An 18,197-nucleotide genomic window follows, 5' to 3' on the forward strand; every position below is an offset into this window, starting at 1 on the left:
AGTTGCTGCTAATAGTAAAGAGGCAGTCAATGGTGGTCAATTATTTGATGTAAAAACAACAGCAGACGCTGCCAATACTGCAGTTACTACAAAAGGAATCAAATTCGATGGTGATACAGGTACAACTATCACTCGCAAACTAGACGAAACACTAAATATTAAAGGGAATACAGCAACTAGTGCTGTATTAACAGATGGTAACATTGGTGTAGTTTCTGATGGTACAGATACATTGTTAGTTAAATTGGCACAAAAGATTAATCTTGGTACAGCGGGTTCTGTTACAATGGGCAATACTGTCATTAGTAATGATGGTTTAACTTCAAAAGACGCTGCAGGCAATACAACAATTGTAAATAGTTCTGGTGTATCTTTCAAAGATAGCACTAATACTGTAACTGGTCCTAGCATTACAAAAGACGGTATCAATGCGGGTAATAAAACAGTTAGCAATGTAGCCACAGCCGTTAATGGTACGGATGCTGTTAATAAAAATCAATTAGAGGCAGCGATTGCAGCAATCCCTACAACGGGAGGGGCGACTACACTTAAGACTGCGGCAGATAACAGTACGACAGGAACCGTAGCATTAGCCACTCAATCTCTTACAGTCAATGGTACTGCTAATTATGTAACAACGACTGCAAATGGCAATGCCATTACCGTTGATTTAGCACAATCTATCAAGGATAAAATTAATACAGCCGCTACTGTAGCTGGCAATGGTAAAGATGGTCGAGATGGTTCTAATGGTACAGCTGGAGCATCTATTACTGGGCCAACAGGTAAAGATGGATTAAATGGTAAAGATTTAACGGATAAAACAAATGCTATTCGTAATGGCGAAGCTGGTATTATCGTGTACACAAATGATGCTGGTGAGCGTTTAGAAAAAGCCAACGATGGCAACTACTATAAAGCAAATGAAGTAAATGCAGACGGTACAACTGTAGCGGGTGCAACGGCTGTAACTAACCCAGTAGCTAGCCTCGTAAATCCAGATGGTACAACAACTAGTGCTACAACTAAATTAACTAATATTGCTAATGGCACAGTTGCTGCTAATAGTAAAGAGGCAGTCAATGGTGGTCAATTATTTGATGTAAAACAAAATATCACTAATTTGACTAATACCGTTAATAGTGGATTGACTTTTAAAGGAGATACTGGCACACAATTCAACCGTGCATTAGGTACGACTGTTAATGTAGTTGGTGGTACAACTGGTAATGGCACAACTAACAATGTTGTGGTAACTGCAAATGGTACAGATACATTAACTGTTAAATTAGCTGAAAATATTGATCTTGGCACTAATGGTTCTGTTACAACTGGTAACACTAAAATTAGCAATGCTGGTCTAACATCTAAAGATGCTACTGGTAATACAACAGTTGTCAATGGCTCTGGTCTATCTTTCACTGATAATACTGGTGCTGCTACTGGTCCTAGCATTACAAAAGATGGTATCAATGCTGGTGGGAAAATAATTAGTAATGTAGCAACAGCGGTTAATGGTACCGATGCAGTTAACTTGACTCAAGTACAAAATATGATCTCTGGTATCGGTGGAGGCGCACATAGTAAAGTTACGGAAGGTAATAATATCAAAGTTACAGAATCACTAGATACAGCTACAAATGGTAAAGTATTTAATGTTGCACTTAAAGATTCAATCTCTGTTACAAATGTAACAACCACAGATGCAGCTGGTAACACAACTATAACTAATGGTAATGGTGTAACTATTACAGGTGCTTCTAGTCCTACAAACCCTGGTAAGACAGTATCCTTGACAAGTGATGGCTTGAATAATGGAGGTAACCAAATCCATAATGTAGCACCTGGTACATCTGCTACTGATGCAGCAACTGTAGGTCAAGTACAAGCTACTTTGAGTGGTGTAAACAGTGCGTTTAATGGTTTGGATAGCAAAATAAATACAACTGGTGCAAATGCGGCAGCATTGGCTGGTTTGAAACCAATTCAATACGATCCATTGGAACCAACTCAAATCATGGCTGCATATGGTCATTATCATAATAAATCTGCTGTAGCAGTTGGTGTGGCTCATTTCACTGATGAAAGTACTATGCTCCATGCTGGTGTAACTCTTGATGATCAAAATAACATGTTCAATGTTGGGGTAACTAAAAAAGTAGGTTCATCCACAGCAAAAAAAGCAATTCCTGAACGTTATAAAGGTGGCCCAATTAGCTCTATATACGTAATGAATGATGAAATTACTGCATTGAAAGAAGAAAATGCAAGAATTAAACAAGAAAATGAAGAAACTAAAGCTAAATTGGCAATGGTTATGGAAAAATTAGGCTTATAATCCAATAAAATAGGGATGCGACATGTTCGCCTCCCTATTTTTGTGTTTATATTTTGTTATTTAAAGTACTTATAAATCATGCTGTTTAATTTATAAATAATGTTATAATTAGATAAAATAGTGTATTTGTAAAAGGTAGTTATATAAAGGTATATCCTTATGAATTTTTACAATTGGATTCAAGAAAAGCTTTTCGATAATTACGAAGAGTGGCGTATGAAGAGCCCTGATTATAATCGAAACGGTTTTAATATAGTCGGAATAGATAACACCTTAAAGGCCATGCATGATGGGTTTTTCATGTATATAGAATTGTATCCACCTCATGCCATCGATGGCTGTACAGCTATGAAAGCGCGTGTAGGAAAAACACCAGATGCAGTAGATATATTCTTAGATATAGATGGTAAGACGTATCGTATGGCTGATGTAAGTTATCCTGATGCAATAAAGATGATGGGGGCCTTTGTGAAAAAACGCAGATTACCTGATTGTAGTTCGTGTGTGGAAGTAGTGAATCTAGATATCGATCAGATGCGACCTACATTTACAGACCTAGCAACATTATTACTAGGCGATGCTAAACAAGCTAAATCGTTTATGTCCAAGGCAAAGTTGCGTTCCATGGAAGAATTAGAAGATAGTTGGTGGAACCTCTATGAGAAATTAGTAGATAAAGGATATGCAGTAGAGCTAAGCTGTAAATGTGAATTAGAGGATTTTATACATAATGTACAGAAGTTAATACGTAACAAGTCTTTAGATACCAGCGAAAATCTAACGATTGACCCAGCAGCATTAGATGAAGATCAAGTTATTATGGACTGGTGTGCAGATCTTAACTCTAGGTGGGAAAACTATACGTTAGCCGGCATGGATATCGGAACCGATAGTTTTGTACTTATGGTGCTTTCAAATGAGGAATTCAAAACAGCCCAAGAACTAGCTAAAGAGCTATTACATAGAATCGATGTAGCTGAACGCTTATGATATAACAGAAATTATGATGCTATAGAAGCAATTATGCTATGGAATCATCTATATAAGGATGTAGTTCTAAACTGTAATTAGTTTGCACCGTATAAATGTGATAAATAGGAGAGAGTCATATGAGTATTGTACGTCTACCAGAATATGAAGCAGAGTTTGAGCCGGAAGAGTTTGAAATCTATGCATTGCCGCGCAGTGATGCGAATGGGGCTAGTCCTTATTTAGATAAGTACCATAGACCACTAGTGTCTACCGATGCTATCGTAGATACTCGAACTGGCTTGCTTGACCGTAGCGAAGGCATTTTGACGTGGATTATTGAGGGGCTTGACGATAGATGGGGTTATTCTTTTGAGCCCCATGGTGTTTACAAATTGTTGGTTAAGAAAGCAAAGCCTTTAGAGGATTTGGGCTATATGCGTCCTTCTTGGAATAATCGCTATTATGTGCTTGAGGTGTTAGAGGAGCATGCTAAACATAGTGAGTTAGAGGCGTTGTCGGCTTATTTGAAAACCCCTAAATACCTTCATACTGACAGGGGTGATTTCCTGTTAAATCGAGAGTATCAATATTACACAGCCAGAATTGATGATTATGCATTCACCCTTGATGTGGATGAGGGTTCTGATGAAAGCTGTACCGTAGCATTGGCTGCTTTCAATAAAATCAATAACTTCAAAGAATTTGAACAACGAATTAGTACATATATTAGTGAAAAATTACTAGATCTTGCGAATGATTGGCTAGACAATGATGACCAGAACCCAATTACAGCTGACGTATTTGCTAAGCGTATTACGATGGGCGAATTGGCGTTTCGCAACGATGGCACTACAGAGGTCTATTATGACGACGATGATATCTTCTGGGGGCACTGCATCATAGCTCATATTGATGCGGATGGAAATCCTACTGATGCGGATATTGCAGGATGATTAACTAATGGAGCGTCCTGATGAGAAAATCGGAATTAATGACATTATGGAATGTTGAAAGCTGGTCTGAAGAACCGTATGGCGTTTACTTTGTATCTAGCCGATTGGGCACTAATGGTTTAGAGAATGAAGGACAAGCCTTTAAAAAACTTAATATTAGTTGTACCGGTTATACTGAGACTGAGGTGCTTTCACTATCAATATGGGAGCAATTATATGTTCAATTAGATGAATTAGACCAACTGGCGAAGGGGCTCATACAAAAGGGAATACCGCAAGTAGAGTCTGTTGTACTAACGCTAACGGATATAATGCTGGATAAATCAGGTTGTTACGATGCATTTGCACTAGGCTATGATGTGGGAGAATCCCCAGCAGGACATCTATATGTTTTGGTTCCTTTTGATGAAAACTTTACGGCTCAACAGGATGTGATATACGAAACCTTATAGAGTTGTTTTAAATTGGTGATACTGGTGTTGTATTCTACCTAAAAATATAAGTGATATATAGGAGAGAGACCATGGAAGATATGTATAAATTAGTCAGAGATTTCTTCAGTCATGACCTTGAGCTAGATGATTTATTTGATTCTGAGGCTATTATTTGGATTGACTGGCGCGAGGATGACGAGGATGTGGTGAACTATTTCAATGATATGATGGATGAGCCTATCGATATTCAAACTGTTAGTAATGGCAATCTCTATGGTGACGATATTGTGTTACATAAGGGCGATAATGAACTCTTAATTCCTTACGGTGATGAGAAAGATCGGGATGTAACTATCAAATACTTCAACGACTTCGTTCAGCCTGATTATGAGGTGCGTTGGTTTACTGAAAGCCTTGGAAACGATACGCTTGGGTTTACTGTGCTTTCAGGGGCAGAATGGGCTAAATTAAACGACGAATTTGGGGCAGATACAGTTCGTTATTATTTCGAGCCTATCAATCTTGAAAGTAACATGTTTAATCTTAGTATGAGTGAGGTTTCTACGTTGTTAGAATTACGGGAAAATAAGAGATGAAATAGAGTGAATATGCGGATTTATAAGAGGTAAGAATATGGACTATTTAAAATTATTACATGAAGACTCTAACTTGGCGGCAGATTTTGATGCTCTATTTGATTTCTTTTTGCTTGATGAGCCAACGGAACGGGATGAGGTAGAGGGGCGATGCACCTTTTCCTTGGATGGAAAGGCTTTTGCTCGAGATGGTGCCGGCGGTGAATATCATCAATTAGAGGATGGCTCTATCGGTTATATGAGCAGCGAAGGTGAGTGTGGTCGTATAGCTGAAAGTATAGATGATTTAATCCATTTGTTGGTGTATAGCATTTGCTGGCATGATTATTGTGACTCCAGCCAGTATACAGACATGGGTACTCTTGAAGCGTATGCTAAGGAGCGACATACTCAAATTACATCCTATACAGAAATGGATGAATGGGAAACTGTTGTTCAGGCGCTAGGTATGCCTTCCGAAGCAAATGTGGCTGTTGAATTACAAAAGTTTTATGATGCGGCACATCGAGAACCTCTGTATCAAGGCTTTTACCATGAAGAGGATGGTAGCATTACGCCTTATGAAAGTCTATTCTTTTAATATGTAAAATGGGAAAATAATCAGTAATAAAAGAGTATTTCAAGCGGTTTTGTGTTGTTATAGGAGAATCGTATGGCAATTGACGGAGTGAAGATCATAGATAGTGACGACGGTCATGATATTTATAATGCCATTGTTGAGCGATACAAGGATGGCGTCAGTGTTGATACAATCATTTCTGAAATTTTAGGTGAGGAACAAAATTTTTGTACTGATGAGTTTTACACAGAGATTTATTGGACAGCGGTGGCCTATTCGTTATGGAAGATAGGGCATCTATCAACTGACATTAAACAGAAAGCCTTGGATATAATCGCTCAGGGCCCTCATGAGTTTTGGCTAGACATCGATAGTAAGGCCCTTAAACAGCGTCAAAAGGTATTGGATAAGTTAGCAGTACAGCTACAGAGCGAAAATCCGAAGCCTATTAAGGTTCGTAAATCTAAAACAAAAAGAGTACCTTATTTTAAGGTGGGCGACGTATTAGCTGTTAAATTTGAAAACGAGTATGGTGCTATTTTTGTCTCTGACGTGGATCAATCACCGCGGAAAATCGAATATCATTTAGCCTGTACGCGGCTTTTACAAGAAGAAAAACCTACAATGGAGCAGTTTTTAAATAGTAAAATTGCCTGCCGGAAAGATAATACAAATTTTGGTATCGATACAGACTGTTGGTTCAATCATAAGGACTTAGGCTTGTTACTGGATAATTTGGAAATTATCGGGACAGTTGAACTATATCCGTGTAAATTATGGACACTAGCACCAAGAAGAACGCTTGAGGATATCTATGAGGAGATTACAGACGAGCCAAGAATAGGTAGACTTCGCCTTATAGATACCTATGAATTGGTGAAAGCGGTTGTTCAGGAATAATCATCGATAAATGCACTGATCTATGGCGTACATATCAATGTGCAAATATAAAATTGTTACTATAAAGGTGTAAATTTAATGGATACTGTAACTAAAAAATACATAGAGACCGTACAAGTCAGTGATATACCGTGGCATCGGTTAACGACCTCTTATGGACGGGGCACAGATTTTCCTAATCAATTTGATGTTTTATGGAAGATGAACAGTATTGAAGCTGTTGATGTGGCTGGTGAGGACATAGCGTTAAATATTGAGCATCAATCCACATTGTGGCATGCTACACCATTCGCCATGATTTTCTTGCTTCGTATTTTTAAGAGAGCCCAGGAAGAGAGCGCTCAGAATAAAGTAGCTCATTATTTAGCAGAACAATTGGTTGAGTTGTTTGCTGTGATTGCTGAGTGTATCCGAGATGGTCTTATGCTAGAGCATGCAGATCCATTGTCGAACTTTGAGGATATGCTCAACGAAGGATACCTATGGTCTGAAGACTACGATGAAGACGAAGATGTTCTTAGATATGAGGAAGAGGAAATATTCCCTGATGATTTATTCTTTAGCTTCTATTACTACTCACTGCAAGTGCTTTTACTAGGTAAGCCATTTTTAAATAAAGCTAATGAAGGAGAGGCTAATTTACTAGAATTACTGACAGAGATAGAGTACTAAATAAGCGATAGAGTACTATATATCTAAGGGGATTACAGATTATTACATATCTACTGAGATTATAGGATTAGGAGGTTATGGACTATGGGATTAATTGCTAATTATAGCTGTTTAAGCGATGTAAATTTAAAAGAGCTTAAAGCCATGGGCTCAGAAGAAGAGGAAATTCTTGAGAGCGTTGAAGAGTGGAATGACGATGATGAATTATTGCTTGATATCGACAAGATGTGGGATGTACTTCACTTTGTGCTAACTGGCGTAGGAACGGACCATAAGGATGATAATAACCCTCTTAGTCAAGCTGTGCTTGGCATAACAGCTGTTGAAGAAATATCGGATTACTTAGCGTATACCGAACACGATAAGTTAGCAGATATCGTGGCGGCTCTAGAACAGTTTGACATGGAAGCAGCTCTCGAATCTTTTGATATGGCAGCCTGCAAAGAGGCAGAATTATATCCAGATATTTGGGATTACGATGAGGAAGAGGAAGAAATCAAAGACGAACTTCTTCATGATTTCGAACAAATGAAACGCTTCTATAAACAAGTGCTAGACGCTAATGGGAACGTACTTGTATCGATTTGCTAAGGTCGTTAAAATTTGTTGGCTATGGATCTAGTTATAGCCAAACTAATTATGTGACTGGCGAAGATGAGGAATTGTAATATGGCAGTGTTAACAGAAAAGCAAATTAAATATGGATTTGACTACTATCATAAGGATGATGCACGGCCTAAATCTGTTGTAGAGGTCTCTGAATATGATGGTGAAGACAAGCTGATAATCAACTGCACACAGTTAGATGAGTCTTATTCTGCTAAAGATAAGAAGAGAATTTGGATGGAGTGGTGTGATTTTCTAGTAAATAATCCAGATACTTTTACAGAGCTAATGTTTTGTACAAGAATGTCACAGGACTTATTTGATGCGGTGTGTTCCCAACGTAGACTTAAAAGATTACATATAAAATGGGGCGTTTATCCAGATATTTCAAAATTAGAGAATTTACAAGAACTAGAATATCTACACATTGGATCTGGCAGAAGTGTCTCGAGCTTAGAGCCTATTTCAAAATTAGAAAATTTAGTAGCTTTATCTATTGAGAACTTTCAGAAAATTAATGATTATACGCCATTAGCTAATCTGAAACATCTAGAAAGTCTTGCCTTAGAAGGTGATTTTGCTGCGCCTAAAATTCTTAAGGTTCAATCATTGGGATTTCTACGTCATATGAAACAGCTACGATTCTTTAGCTTCTTGACCGCTAAACTGATGGATACAGACTATTCTCCTATTTTAGAACTCCATAATCTAGAACATCTTACGTTAAAATCTTGTAAAGAGGTTAAGCAGTTGTATCCTGAATTCGTTAAATTACCAAAATTAAAATATGGTACAGTCTTAGAACGACCAGAATTATATGAGCAATAAGGCTTGAGATATAAGTCATGAGCTATAACTTATAAGATATAAAAGGGAGTAATCATAATGGATAAAGCGCGTAAAAAGGAATTATTGAAAGACTATAAAGCTAAAGAAAAACAGAATTTTCAAGATAGCTTACCTATGGACGAAGAGTTATTTTGGAATCTCTTTGACTATGTAGACGAGAAATTAGAGGCAAATGACGGTTGTGACCATAGTTTGACTTTCACCAGAGAATTCTTGGAAAAACAAAAGGTAGATGTGGAAAGTGTATTAGACTGGATCGTTAACGAAGGTGGCGGCTGTGATTGCGAGGTTATCTACAATGTAGAGGAACGTTTTGAAGAGTACGGTGAATAGTATTTTCTATAGTTAACTCCTTTTATTTGCAGGTGTTATCATAAAGGTATATAGTAGAGGCATGTGATGTAATTATTCACATGCCTATTTTCTTTATAAGGAGGACGCTATGCAACACGTTCAAACCCGCAGTACTACGTCTGCGTTAGTACTCACAGCCGTATTGATTGCCCTCGCAACACTGTTTACCATGTACACGAAAATTCCAGTACCTGGCATTCGCGGCTATTTCAATGTTGGAGATGTCGTTATTATGACATCAGCTCTACTATTAGGTCGAAAATACGGCGCCTATATTGGTGCTATCGGCCCAGCGCTAGCTGATTTGTTCCTCGGCTACGCAGTCTTTGTACCAATCACCTTCGTGGTGAAAGGCATTGAAGGCTATCTTGTCGGTACTGTCTATAACAATAAGACAACTACCTCTGCCTTAGCGGCAACTATTGTAGGTGGTATTATCATCGTAGCAGGCTACTTTATCGCTGAATACTTCGTATTCGATCCAGGCGTAGCCATTGCTAGCATTTTGACTAATACGATTCAAGCCGTTATGAGCGTTATCGTTAGCATGATTCTCTATGCTATCTTGCGCAAACGCCTTGGGTAGTAAATTGACAGTCACTAGAATTCAGACTATACTATAAGTACAAAAGAGCCAGTTAACGTGTTCTAGGCGTTAGGCTCATCAAAATGTGAGAAATTTGATAAACCTAACGTGTCTAAGTATTGCAGTACTTAGTCTTAAACGTTAGGTTTATCTTATTTTGTAACTATTTAATAGTTACTTTTTAAGAATTAACACTACGAGGGTAGCGAATAAAATCATTAATGATAATGCTTCGTATACAGTCATAATGCCACCTCCCTCGAAAAGACGGAGATGAACCTAACTCACGTTAATGGCTCTTTCGTTATTAGTATATAGCGGATTTTGAATATTGAAAAATACGAATTAATTTCGTACAACTTTTACACAAATATAGGATTCTAGTGGAAATTATATGGTATAATACTTTCATTATGTAGTGAAAAAAGAGATCTAAATGGCAAATTTACCTAACTGCCCTAAGTGTGGCGACGAGTACACATATGAAGACGGTCATATGTTTATCTGCCCTATGTGTGGCAATGAATGGACAGCAGCTGATGCACAAGCTGCAGCTGAAGCAGGTATCATTCGCGATGCTAACGGCAACGAGCTAGCTGATGGCGATACAGTTGTTGTTGTAAAAGACCTCAAAGTAAAAGGCGCTGGCGTATTAAAACAAGGTACACGCGTTAAAAACATTCGCCTCATCACTGGTGCTAGCGATGGCCACGATATCGATTGTAAAATCGATGGTTTCGGTGCAATGGCATTGAAATCTGAAATGGTAAAAAAAATCTAATAAAAGGAATCCCTACCGATACGTCGGTAGGGATTTTTTCGTGGTATAATCAACGTAGAATGCGTGTAGTGTGAGAGTATTTAAACGAGAGGAAATTATGGTAAAACGTGTTGTGTTACTGGCTGTATTGGCATCTATGATGGGAATTGTTAGTTCTTTAGCAGCGGATTTAAAGCCCACAGATAAGCGTACTTATGAATTACAGCAACAAATCTCTTATAATGTCATCATTCCTAGTGAGGCTTTCAAAACGAGTGCTGACGGCACCTTGATTGTTCCCGTGGAGATTAAGACCGATGACAAGGGCAATATCGTAGCCGTTGAAGCAGGGCCTAATAATTGGAAATTAGATCGAGAGGCTTACCCTATCTTTGAAGAGGCTGCCAAAGAGGCGGCTTGGAACACAAAGCATGTCGATACGGAGGAAGAGCTGGTAATAACGATTCCGGTTAGTATTGTTATGCTATCTGGAGATAAGCCTAAGAAAAAATAAAGGAGCATTTATGGAATCTACAAAAGATTTAGAGAAATATACTTACGACCTACTGGCGGAACGAGGCGTTACGTTAGAGGATATTGCAGAGCTTGTTTTATACGTTCAAAAACCATATATGCCGAATCTAACAATTGAAGAATGCCGTGAACATGTGGCGTCGGTCCTTTCAAAACGAGAGGTGCACAATGCGATTATTACAGGCATCGAGCTAGACAAGTTGACGGAACAAAATAAACTATCTCAGCCATTGCAACGCATCGTAGCTAATGATGAAAGCCTCTATGGTATCGACGAAATCTTGGCGTTTTCCATCGTTAATCTATATGGTTCTATTGGTTTTACAAACTATGGCTATTTAGACAAGGTAAAACCGGGCATCATCAAAAAGCTAGATAGTGAAGAGGGTGGTCGCTGTAATACATTCCTCGATGATTTAGTAGGTGCCGTGGCAGCAGCTGCAGCGGGGAAACTGGCGCATAACGAACCACATCGGGTGCGCCATGCGCTAGCTGAGGAAAAAGCATAAATTCTTGCTATTGATGTTATCTAAAATTAAGAGTATAACTAGTAGTGTAGTGAATAATTAATGTATTCTTTGTAGACTATATACAGGAGGAACTATGCAAAAGGTTCTAGTTGTTATCGATATGCAAAAAGATTTCGTAGATGGCGCCCTTGGCTCAACGCAAGCGCAGGTGATTGTAGATAATGTGCGCAAGAAAATTGAAAGCTTTGATGGGCCTATCATCTTTACTCGTGATACACATGATACTAATTATCTTGAAAGCCAAGAGGGTAAGTTCTTACCTGTTACGCATTGTGTTAAGAATACAGAAGGCTGGCATATTGTAAAAGGTTTAATTGAGGCCGCAGAAGGTCGCCCTATCATGAGCCCTGTATCCTTTATAGATAAGCCAAACTTTGGATCCTTTGAACTCTTATCTCGTTTGGAAGGGATGAACTCGGTCAACCCTATTGAGTCAATTACGCTCGTTGGTTTATGTACAGATATTTGTGTTGTTTCTAATGCGATTATATTGAAAGCTGGTTTACCAGAAATTCCTGTTTACGTAGACTCTAGTTGCTGTGCTGGCGTTACCGAAGAGTCTCACCAAGCGGCGTTAACAACGATGAAAATGTGTCAGTGCATCATTGACTAACTAACTCGTTAATCAACTAACTAACTGACTGAATATTTATCTATACCAATTTATCTCTATATATATATCTGGCATATGGTTGATTAGTTATTGAAGTCATATTGATTAAGACTTATTCGTATATTGAACTATTTATTGAATAGTGATATGCTAAACATAATTACATAGCAGAGTATGCAAGGGAGCCTATGGAATAGGCTGAGAAAGGGCTGTTAGCACCTGACCTTTGACCTGATCGGGATCATGCCCGCGTAGGAAGCACGCAAAGACCATTAAAGGGTATCGATCATTTTGTATCGATCCCCTTTTTCTTGTGTACAAAGCTAATATATTTTTACTCAATAGGAGGAAATAAAGTATGTTTTATACTCAATTGGAAGCAGCAAAAAAAGGCTTTGTCACAGAGGCTATGAAGGTCGTAGCTAATAAGGAAAATGTTTCTGAAGAGAGAATTCGAGAACTTGTGGCGTTAGGACAGGTGGTTATTCCTTGCAATAAGAACCATTCATGCATTGATCCAGAAGGTATTGGAAAGGCGTTGCGCACTAAAATAAACGTGAATCTAGGTACTTCGCGCGATGTGACGGACTATGACAGCGAATTAGAAAAGGTGAATTGGGCTATCCAACTAGGGGCCGAATCAATTATGGATTTATCTACTCACGGGGACACTCGTATTTTTAGACGCAAGTTGACTGGCGAGTGTAAGGCCATGATTGGCACAGTCCCTGTATATGACAGTGTGATTCACCATAAAAGAGACTTGGCAGAGCTAACAGCTCAAGACTTTCTAGATACCATTCGACTCCATGCGGAGGATGGTGTAGACTTTGTGACACTACACTGTGGTATTACTCGTCAAACAATTGAGCAAATCAGAAAACATAAGCGTAAATTAAATATTGTTAGCCGTGGGGGTAGCCTCATCTTTGCGTGGATGAGTATGACCGGTAAGGAAAATCCGTTCTATGAATACTTTGACGATATCTTGGACATTTGCCGAGAATACGATGTGACAATCTCTTTAGGTGATGCATGCCGTCCAGGTTGTTTGGCGGATGCAACAGATGTCTGTCAAATTGAGGAGCTCGTTCGTCTTGGAGAACTCACAAAGCGTGCTCGTGAAAAGGGTGTTCAAGTTATTATCGAAGGCCCAGGACATGTGCCACTCAATCAAATTCAAGCTAATATGGAAATTGAAGAAACTTTGTGTGGAGGTGCTCCGTTCTATGTGCTAGGTCCCCTAGTAACAGATATTGCACCTGGCTATGACCATATTACTGCTGCCATTGGTGGTGCTGTAGCGGGCATGCATGGGGCGTCCTTCCTTTGTTATGTGACGCCGGCGGAGCATTTGGCATTGCCTAATGCAGATGATGTAAAAGATGGTATCATGGCGTTCAAAATTGCAGCTCATGCGGCAGATATAGCGCGAGGCATCCCTGGTGCGCGAGATAGAGATGATGCGATGGCTGATGCAAGACGTGTTCTTGACTGGGAGGCCCAATATGCTTGTGCCCTCGATCCTGAAAGAGCTCGTGCCATTCGTGAAAGTCGTGCTCCAGAGGAAGGCCATAGTGAAACGTGTAGTATGTGTGGCAAATTCTGTGCCGTACGCAGCATGAATAAGGCTTTAAATAGTGAATATATAGATATCTTATAATGGTCTTAATACATTTTGGGGAATGAAGCTATGCATTATCAGTCTTATAGTTATATTGACGATTTTCTATATAAAGGATACAATAAATAAAGAATGATAATTCATATCAATAATAACTACCCGATGCAGGTGCATCGAAACGCTTTCACAAGAACGATACTAGGCAATAACAAATATCGTTCGTGCCCTAAATTTAAGGAGGACTATTATGAAACCTTTCGAACTTGCACCATTACCATATGCTTATGATTATCTTGAGCCTGTTATCGACGCAGAAACAATGAAATTGCATCATGACAAGCACCATCAAGCGTATGTTAATAATTTAAATGCTGCTATCGCAAAATATCCTGATCTTGCTTATGGCTGTGTAGACTGCATTCTTGGCGATATCGCTAATGTGCCAGAGGACATCCGTCAAGCGGTTATCAACAATGGCGGCGGTCACAAGAACCACACTATGTTCTGGGAAATCATGACAAAACCAGACACATCTAAATTGCAAGGCCCTTTAAAAGAGGCTATCGACGCTGAACTTGGTGGCTATGATGCTTTTGTTGAAAGCTTCTCTGCTGCGGCGGCAACACGTTTTGGCTCTGGTTGGGCTTGGCTCGTAGTTAACCAAGAAGGTAATCTTGAAGTAACATCCTCTGCGAACCAAGATAACCCTCTATTAGAAGGTAAAAAAGCAATTCTTTGCTTAGACGTTTGGGAACATGCATACTACTTGCACTACCAAAACCGTCGCCCAGACTATATCAAGGAATTCTTCCGTGTCATTAACTGGGACAAAGTTTCTGAAAACTACGAAAAAGCATTGAAACCACATCACGATTAAGTGATATACTTGTTAGAAACAGAAACAGAAACAGAAACATCAACAGAAACAGAAACAGAATCAGGATTTAAATTAGGAATTGAAGAAGCAAACTAATTTATATATAACGGATAGTTGGTTAATCTCCTCATGCATTGGGGGTTGATGTATCATCTATCCGTTATTTTTATGTCTAGTTGCTTAGTTGTCTTATTGAACAAGCTCCCTTATCTTGAGATATCCTTACATGTTTTATAAAAATTTTAGGAAGTGCTTTCAAAAGTATAGCCATGGATACAGATTTAATAATCGATATCGTTTATCATAGAGTCATAGGTTATGAATATAGACCTGTTACATAATAGTAGAACAGCCTTATACGCATCGTATAGGCATATGAATTAGTATATGATAGAAATTTTTGACACGAGGGGATCAAAATGGAAAAGAAATTAGATTTATCCAAATCTGTATATGATTTGGTAACAGAATATCCTGAAGTAACAGAGATTATGAAAGAATTAGGGTTCACCGAGATTACAAATAAGGTGATGTTGAACTCTGTTGGTAAAATCATGACTATCCCGAAAGGGGCTAAAATGAAAGGCGTATCCATGATTGATATCGTAGGCGCTTTCATGAAAGCAGGTTTTACATTAACTGGTGAAATGCCAAACTTATCTGGTGATGGTGAAAGTGCGAGCGTTCCTCCTAGTGGTGCAACTGCTGCAACTTCTACACCTGCTGCGCCTACTGCAGCTGTGAAGCCTAATTCTGTAGAAACATCTGCTAACGCTAAGGAAAATTCCGAAAATACAACTGCCGATGCAGTTCAAGATACAGTGCAAGATAGCGAACGCGTAGAGCAGCTTAAAGGCTTCTTAAAACGTTTAGGCACAGGCGAAGACCTTGGTGCTGTTCGTGAAGATTTTGCTAGTCAATTTGCTCATGTAGAGGCAAGTGAAATCATGAAAGCTGAGCAAGGCCTTATGCGTGAAGGTACGCCATTGGCTGAGGTTCAACAATTATGTGACCTTCACTCTGCACTATTCCACGGTTCTACTATCCACGAACAAATGGATGCAGAACATGCTAAAGTAGAGGCTGTACTAGAAGCTCAAGAGAAGAGCAAAAGCGTTGTGACTTTGGTGGAAACAGTAGGTCATCCGATTAACCGATTAACAGAGGAAAATAAAGCACTTGATGCTTTGATCGAAGCGCTTAAGGTGAAAGTGGCTGATAAGACTGCTACAGTAGATGATGTAAACGAAGTGCGCCAAGTGTCCATTCACTACGCTAAGAAGGGCGATCTTTTATATCCTCATTTGAAAGTGGCTTACGATATTTCTGGTCCATCCCTAGTTATGTGGACTGTTGACGGAGATATTCGCGATGGCTTTGGTCGTCTAGCTCGTGCTACGTCTATTGATGATGCTTGGTACGAAGAGTTTGATGGTCTTCTTACACGTGCTCAAGAGATGATTTACAAAGAACAAAATATTTTGTTCCCAATCTGTGCAGAGAACTTTAGCACTGAAGAATGGTACCAAATCTACAAAGACACTGAACAATACGAAGAAATCTTTGGCGTAGAACGCGTTGCTTGGGCAGAGGCTGAAGCTGCATTAGCTGCTAAAGCACCAACAAGTGGTGATAGCAATACAATCGCTTTAATCGGTGGCAGCTTAACGCTAGAGCAACTAGATGCTATGCTTAATACAATGCCTATGGAAATTACTTTCGTTGACCATGTGGACATTAACCGTTATTTTAACGACGGTGAAAAGGTATTCAAACGCCCTACAACAGCTATTGGTAGAGATGTGTTTTCTTGCCATCCTCCAAGGGTAGAGCCAATTGTACGTGGCATCATCGAGTCCTTCCGTAATGGTGAACGCGATAATGTAGCAGTTTGGCTTGAAAAGGTAGGTCGCCCATTCTATGTAAATTACATGGCCGTACGCGATCAAAACAATAACTACCTTGGCACATTAGAACTAGTACAAGATATGCAATTTGCTAAGGACCACTTCGGAAGAACTAAATAAAATCCTATGTAATGCTAACAGTGCATTATGGTGAAACTATAATACAACATGTGTAAACCATAATATCGACATGTTGTAAAAACTAATAGTATAGACTTATAACAGAAAGAGGCTACTCTAACATTGAATGATGCTAGAGTAGCCTCTTTTTTGTGCACATATATCCTATGGATGTATGTGTTGAAGTATACTATTAGTCGCTATTTTGATGTTTTCTAGACTTGTAGCTAAATTGAGCCGCACAAAGGTAGCGTAGCGTTCACCACCGAACCATTCACCAAAGCTAGGGGCGATGCCACATCGATTTTCAAATACATCGTGCATATCCTCGGCTTTCACGTAGGCGCCAAAATCAATCCACGCCAAGTAGGTGCCGTCCATGGGACTGATGCGTAATTTAGGTAAAGCCACCATCAAGTTCTGGCAGAGATAGTCATAGTTTTCTCTTACAACGGCAAGCAACTGGAAGAGCCAAATTTCAGCCTCTGGATGCGTGTAGGCGGTAGTAATGGCCGCTTCCGCAATAACGTCAGAATCAGTATGGTATACAAGCCCTTTAAAGGTATTATAACGACCTCGCAGTTCCTCATTAGGGATGATGACCTCCGCATGGTGCAAGCTAGCCATATTAAATGATTTTGATAGGGAGGACATAGCAATTAGATTATCTGCATAGGCGCCATTAGATACAGCTAGTGCTGGCATAAAGGCCCTCGGTCCCGTAATGAGGTCTTGATGGATTTCGTCACTGATAATGAGTGCTTTATGGCGCTGACAAATGCTAAATAGTTGATCCATCTCGCTTTCTGTCCACACATGACCTACAGGATTATGCGGATTGCAGTGAATAAATAATGTAACATTGTGTTTGATGATGGCCGTTTCAAAGGCCTCGTAATCTACGGAATAGCGATTTTCTCCGTCGCGACTCATAGGAACGGCGATGATTTGACGCTGTGCATCGTTAGCGCTCGTGTCGAATGCACCATATACAGGCGTTAGGACTGCAATGGCATCCTTTGCTTTTGTGAAAGCACCGATACACCACATGAGGCCTGTAATGACATTGGGTGCACTGGCGAGCCAGTCCTTTTTTAGAGTACAGTTATGGCGACGTTTGTACCAACTTATGACAGCTTCTAGATAATTAGGATTTGTCATGGTGTAGCCTAAAGAATTGGCTTTCACATAGTTACAAATAGCCTCTTGGATGCACTGCGGAGGCAGAAAGTCCATGTCCGCTACCCATAGAGGTAATAGGTCGGTGCGATTGAATTTCAAATGTTGACCGTCCCACTTTCTAGAGTGTGAACCACGGCGATCAATATAATATTTTTTAGTAAAGTCTTTGGTGTTCATAGTGAACCTCTTACATTCTGGTGTATTTATAAGGCACCTCGTATAAACATATAT

The 18,197-nt window shown here is 39.4% G+C and carries 21 protein-coding genes and 1 riboswitch; of the genes, 19 read left to right on the forward strand and 2 right to left on the reverse strand.

Annotated elements, in window-relative coordinates; genetic code table 11:
• The 12 genes from RYM16_RS02455 to RYM16_RS02510 form a co-directional block, all read left to right on the forward strand.
• The coding region (locus RYM16_RS02455; RefSeq protein ID WP_314982081.1) for a YadA-like family protein at positions 1 to 2,338 on the forward strand (2,338 nt) is incomplete at its 5' end.
• 159 nt (positions 2,339 to 2,497) lie between these two features.
• On the forward strand, positions 2,498 to 3,328 hold the full coding sequence (locus RYM16_RS02460; RefSeq protein ID WP_314982083.1) for a DUF6630 family protein: 831 nt from the start codon (positions 2,498 to 2,500) through the stop codon (positions 3,326 to 3,328).
• A 119-nt stretch (positions 3,329 to 3,447) separates the two neighbouring features.
• On the forward strand, positions 3,448 to 4,263 hold the full coding sequence (locus RYM16_RS02465) for a DUF2262 domain-containing protein (RefSeq protein WP_314982085.1): 816 nt from the start codon (positions 3,448 to 3,450) through the stop codon (positions 4,261 to 4,263).
• Between the two features lie 20 nt (positions 4,264 to 4,283).
• Positions 4,284 to 4,715: a hypothetical protein gene (locus tag RYM16_RS02470; protein ID WP_314982086.1), complete on the forward strand. Its 432-nt coding sequence runs from the start codon at positions 4,284 to 4,286 to the stop codon at positions 4,713 to 4,715.
• Between the two features lie 71 nt (positions 4,716 to 4,786).
• The gene (locus RYM16_RS02475) at positions 4,787 to 5,293 is read left to right on the forward strand and encodes a hypothetical protein (RefSeq protein ID WP_314982088.1); all 507 of its coding nucleotides are present in this window, start codon (positions 4,787 to 4,789) and stop codon (positions 5,291 to 5,293) included.
• Positions 5,294 to 5,330: 37 nt separating this feature from the next.
• Positions 5,331 to 5,873, forward strand: coding sequence for a hypothetical protein (locus RYM16_RS02480; protein WP_314982090.1), 543 nt, complete (start codon positions 5,331 to 5,333; stop codon positions 5,871 to 5,873).
• Between the two features lie 72 nt (positions 5,874 to 5,945).
• Positions 5,946 to 6,752 (forward strand): hypothetical protein, encoded by an 807-nt coding sequence (locus tag RYM16_RS02485; RefSeq protein WP_314982092.1) that lies wholly within the window; start codon positions 5,946 to 5,948, stop codon positions 6,750 to 6,752.
• 78 nt (positions 6,753 to 6,830) lie between these two features.
• A complete protein-coding gene (locus tag RYM16_RS02490; RefSeq protein ID WP_314982094.1) occupies positions 6,831 to 7,424 on the forward strand; it encodes a hypothetical protein in 594 nt (197 codons plus the stop codon).
• Positions 7,425 to 7,508: 84 nt separating this feature from the next.
• Complete coding sequence (locus RYM16_RS02495; RefSeq protein WP_314982096.1) at positions 7,509 to 8,015, forward strand: YfbM family protein; 507 nt, start codon at positions 7,509 to 7,511, stop codon at positions 8,013 to 8,015.
• 78 nt (positions 8,016 to 8,093) lie between these two features.
• Entirely contained in the window at positions 8,094 to 8,858 is a 765-nt protein-coding gene (locus RYM16_RS02500) for a leucine-rich repeat domain-containing protein (protein ID WP_314982098.1), read from the forward strand.
• Between the two features lie 57 nt (positions 8,859 to 8,915).
• Positions 8,916 to 9,212 carry a DUF2695 domain-containing protein gene (locus tag RYM16_RS02505; RefSeq protein ID WP_314982099.1) on the forward strand — a complete coding sequence of 99 codons (297 nt, stop codon included), beginning with the start codon at positions 8,916 to 8,918 and terminating at the stop codon, positions 9,210 to 9,212.
• A gap of 109 nt (positions 9,213 to 9,321) precedes the next feature.
• Positions 9,322 to 9,819, forward strand: coding sequence for an ECF transporter S component (locus RYM16_RS02510; protein WP_314982101.1), 498 nt, complete (start codon positions 9,322 to 9,324; stop codon positions 9,817 to 9,819).
• Between the two features lie 174 nt (positions 9,820 to 9,993).
• On the opposite strand, the gene RYM16_RS09060 is transcribed toward RYM16_RS02510, so the two are convergent.
• Complete coding sequence (locus RYM16_RS09060; protein WP_219565824.1) at positions 9,994 to 10,065, reverse strand: putative holin-like toxin; 72 nt, start codon at positions 10,063 to 10,065, stop codon at positions 9,994 to 9,996.
• A 190-nt stretch (positions 10,066 to 10,255) separates the two neighbouring features.
• On the opposite strand from RYM16_RS09060, the gene RYM16_RS02515 reads away from it, so the two are divergent.
• The 7 genes from RYM16_RS02515 (at position 10,256) to RYM16_RS02545 (ending at position 16,784) form a co-directional block, all read left to right on the forward strand.
• Positions 10,256 to 10,600 carry a zinc ribbon domain-containing protein YjdM gene (locus RYM16_RS02515; RefSeq protein WP_257846825.1) on the forward strand — a complete coding sequence of 115 codons (345 nt, stop codon included), beginning with the start codon at positions 10,256 to 10,258 and terminating at the stop codon, positions 10,598 to 10,600.
• A gap of 97 nt (positions 10,601 to 10,697) precedes the next feature.
• Entirely contained in the window at positions 10,698 to 11,093 is a 396-nt protein-coding gene (locus RYM16_RS02520; protein WP_314982102.1) for a hypothetical protein, read from the forward strand.
• 10 nt (positions 11,094 to 11,103) lie between these two features.
• Entirely contained in the window at positions 11,104 to 11,622 is a 519-nt protein-coding gene (locus tag RYM16_RS02525) for a phosphatidylglycerophosphatase A (protein WP_009352365.1), read from the forward strand.
• Positions 11,623 to 11,716: 94 nt separating this feature from the next.
• On the forward strand, positions 11,717 to 12,256 hold the full coding sequence (locus RYM16_RS02530; protein ID WP_009352296.1) for a cysteine hydrolase family protein: 540 nt from the start codon (positions 11,717 to 11,719) through the stop codon (positions 12,254 to 12,256).
• Positions 12,257 to 12,424: 168 nt separating this feature from the next.
• A riboswitch (TPP riboswitch) is annotated at positions 12,425 to 12,531 on the forward strand.
• An 83-nt stretch (positions 12,532 to 12,614) separates the two neighbouring features.
• On the forward strand, positions 12,615 to 13,919 hold the full coding sequence (gene thiC, locus RYM16_RS02535) for a phosphomethylpyrimidine synthase ThiC (RefSeq protein ID WP_314982103.1): 1,305 nt from the start codon (positions 12,615 to 12,617) through the stop codon (positions 13,917 to 13,919).
• Positions 13,920 to 14,127: 208 nt separating this feature from the next.
• Complete coding sequence (locus RYM16_RS02540) at positions 14,128 to 14,757, forward strand: superoxide dismutase (RefSeq protein ID WP_314982104.1); 630 nt, start codon at positions 14,128 to 14,130, stop codon at positions 14,755 to 14,757.
• A gap of 419 nt (positions 14,758 to 15,176) precedes the next feature.
• On the forward strand, positions 15,177 to 16,784 hold the full coding sequence (locus RYM16_RS02545; RefSeq protein WP_314982106.1) for a DUF438 domain-containing protein: 1,608 nt from the start codon (positions 15,177 to 15,179) through the stop codon (positions 16,782 to 16,784).
• Between the two features lie 165 nt (positions 16,785 to 16,949).
• On the opposite strand, the gene RYM16_RS02550 is transcribed toward RYM16_RS02545, so the two are convergent.
• Positions 16,950 to 18,143, reverse strand: a complete 1,194-nt coding sequence (locus RYM16_RS02550) for an aminotransferase class I/II-fold pyridoxal phosphate-dependent enzyme (protein WP_314982107.1) — start codon at positions 18,141 to 18,143, stop codon at positions 16,950 to 16,952.
• Positions 18,144 to 18,197 lie beyond the last annotated feature (54 nt).

Source organism: uncultured Veillonella sp., assembly GCF_963524655.1.
Lineage (GTDB): Bacteria > Bacillota > Negativicutes > Veillonellales > Veillonellaceae > Veillonella.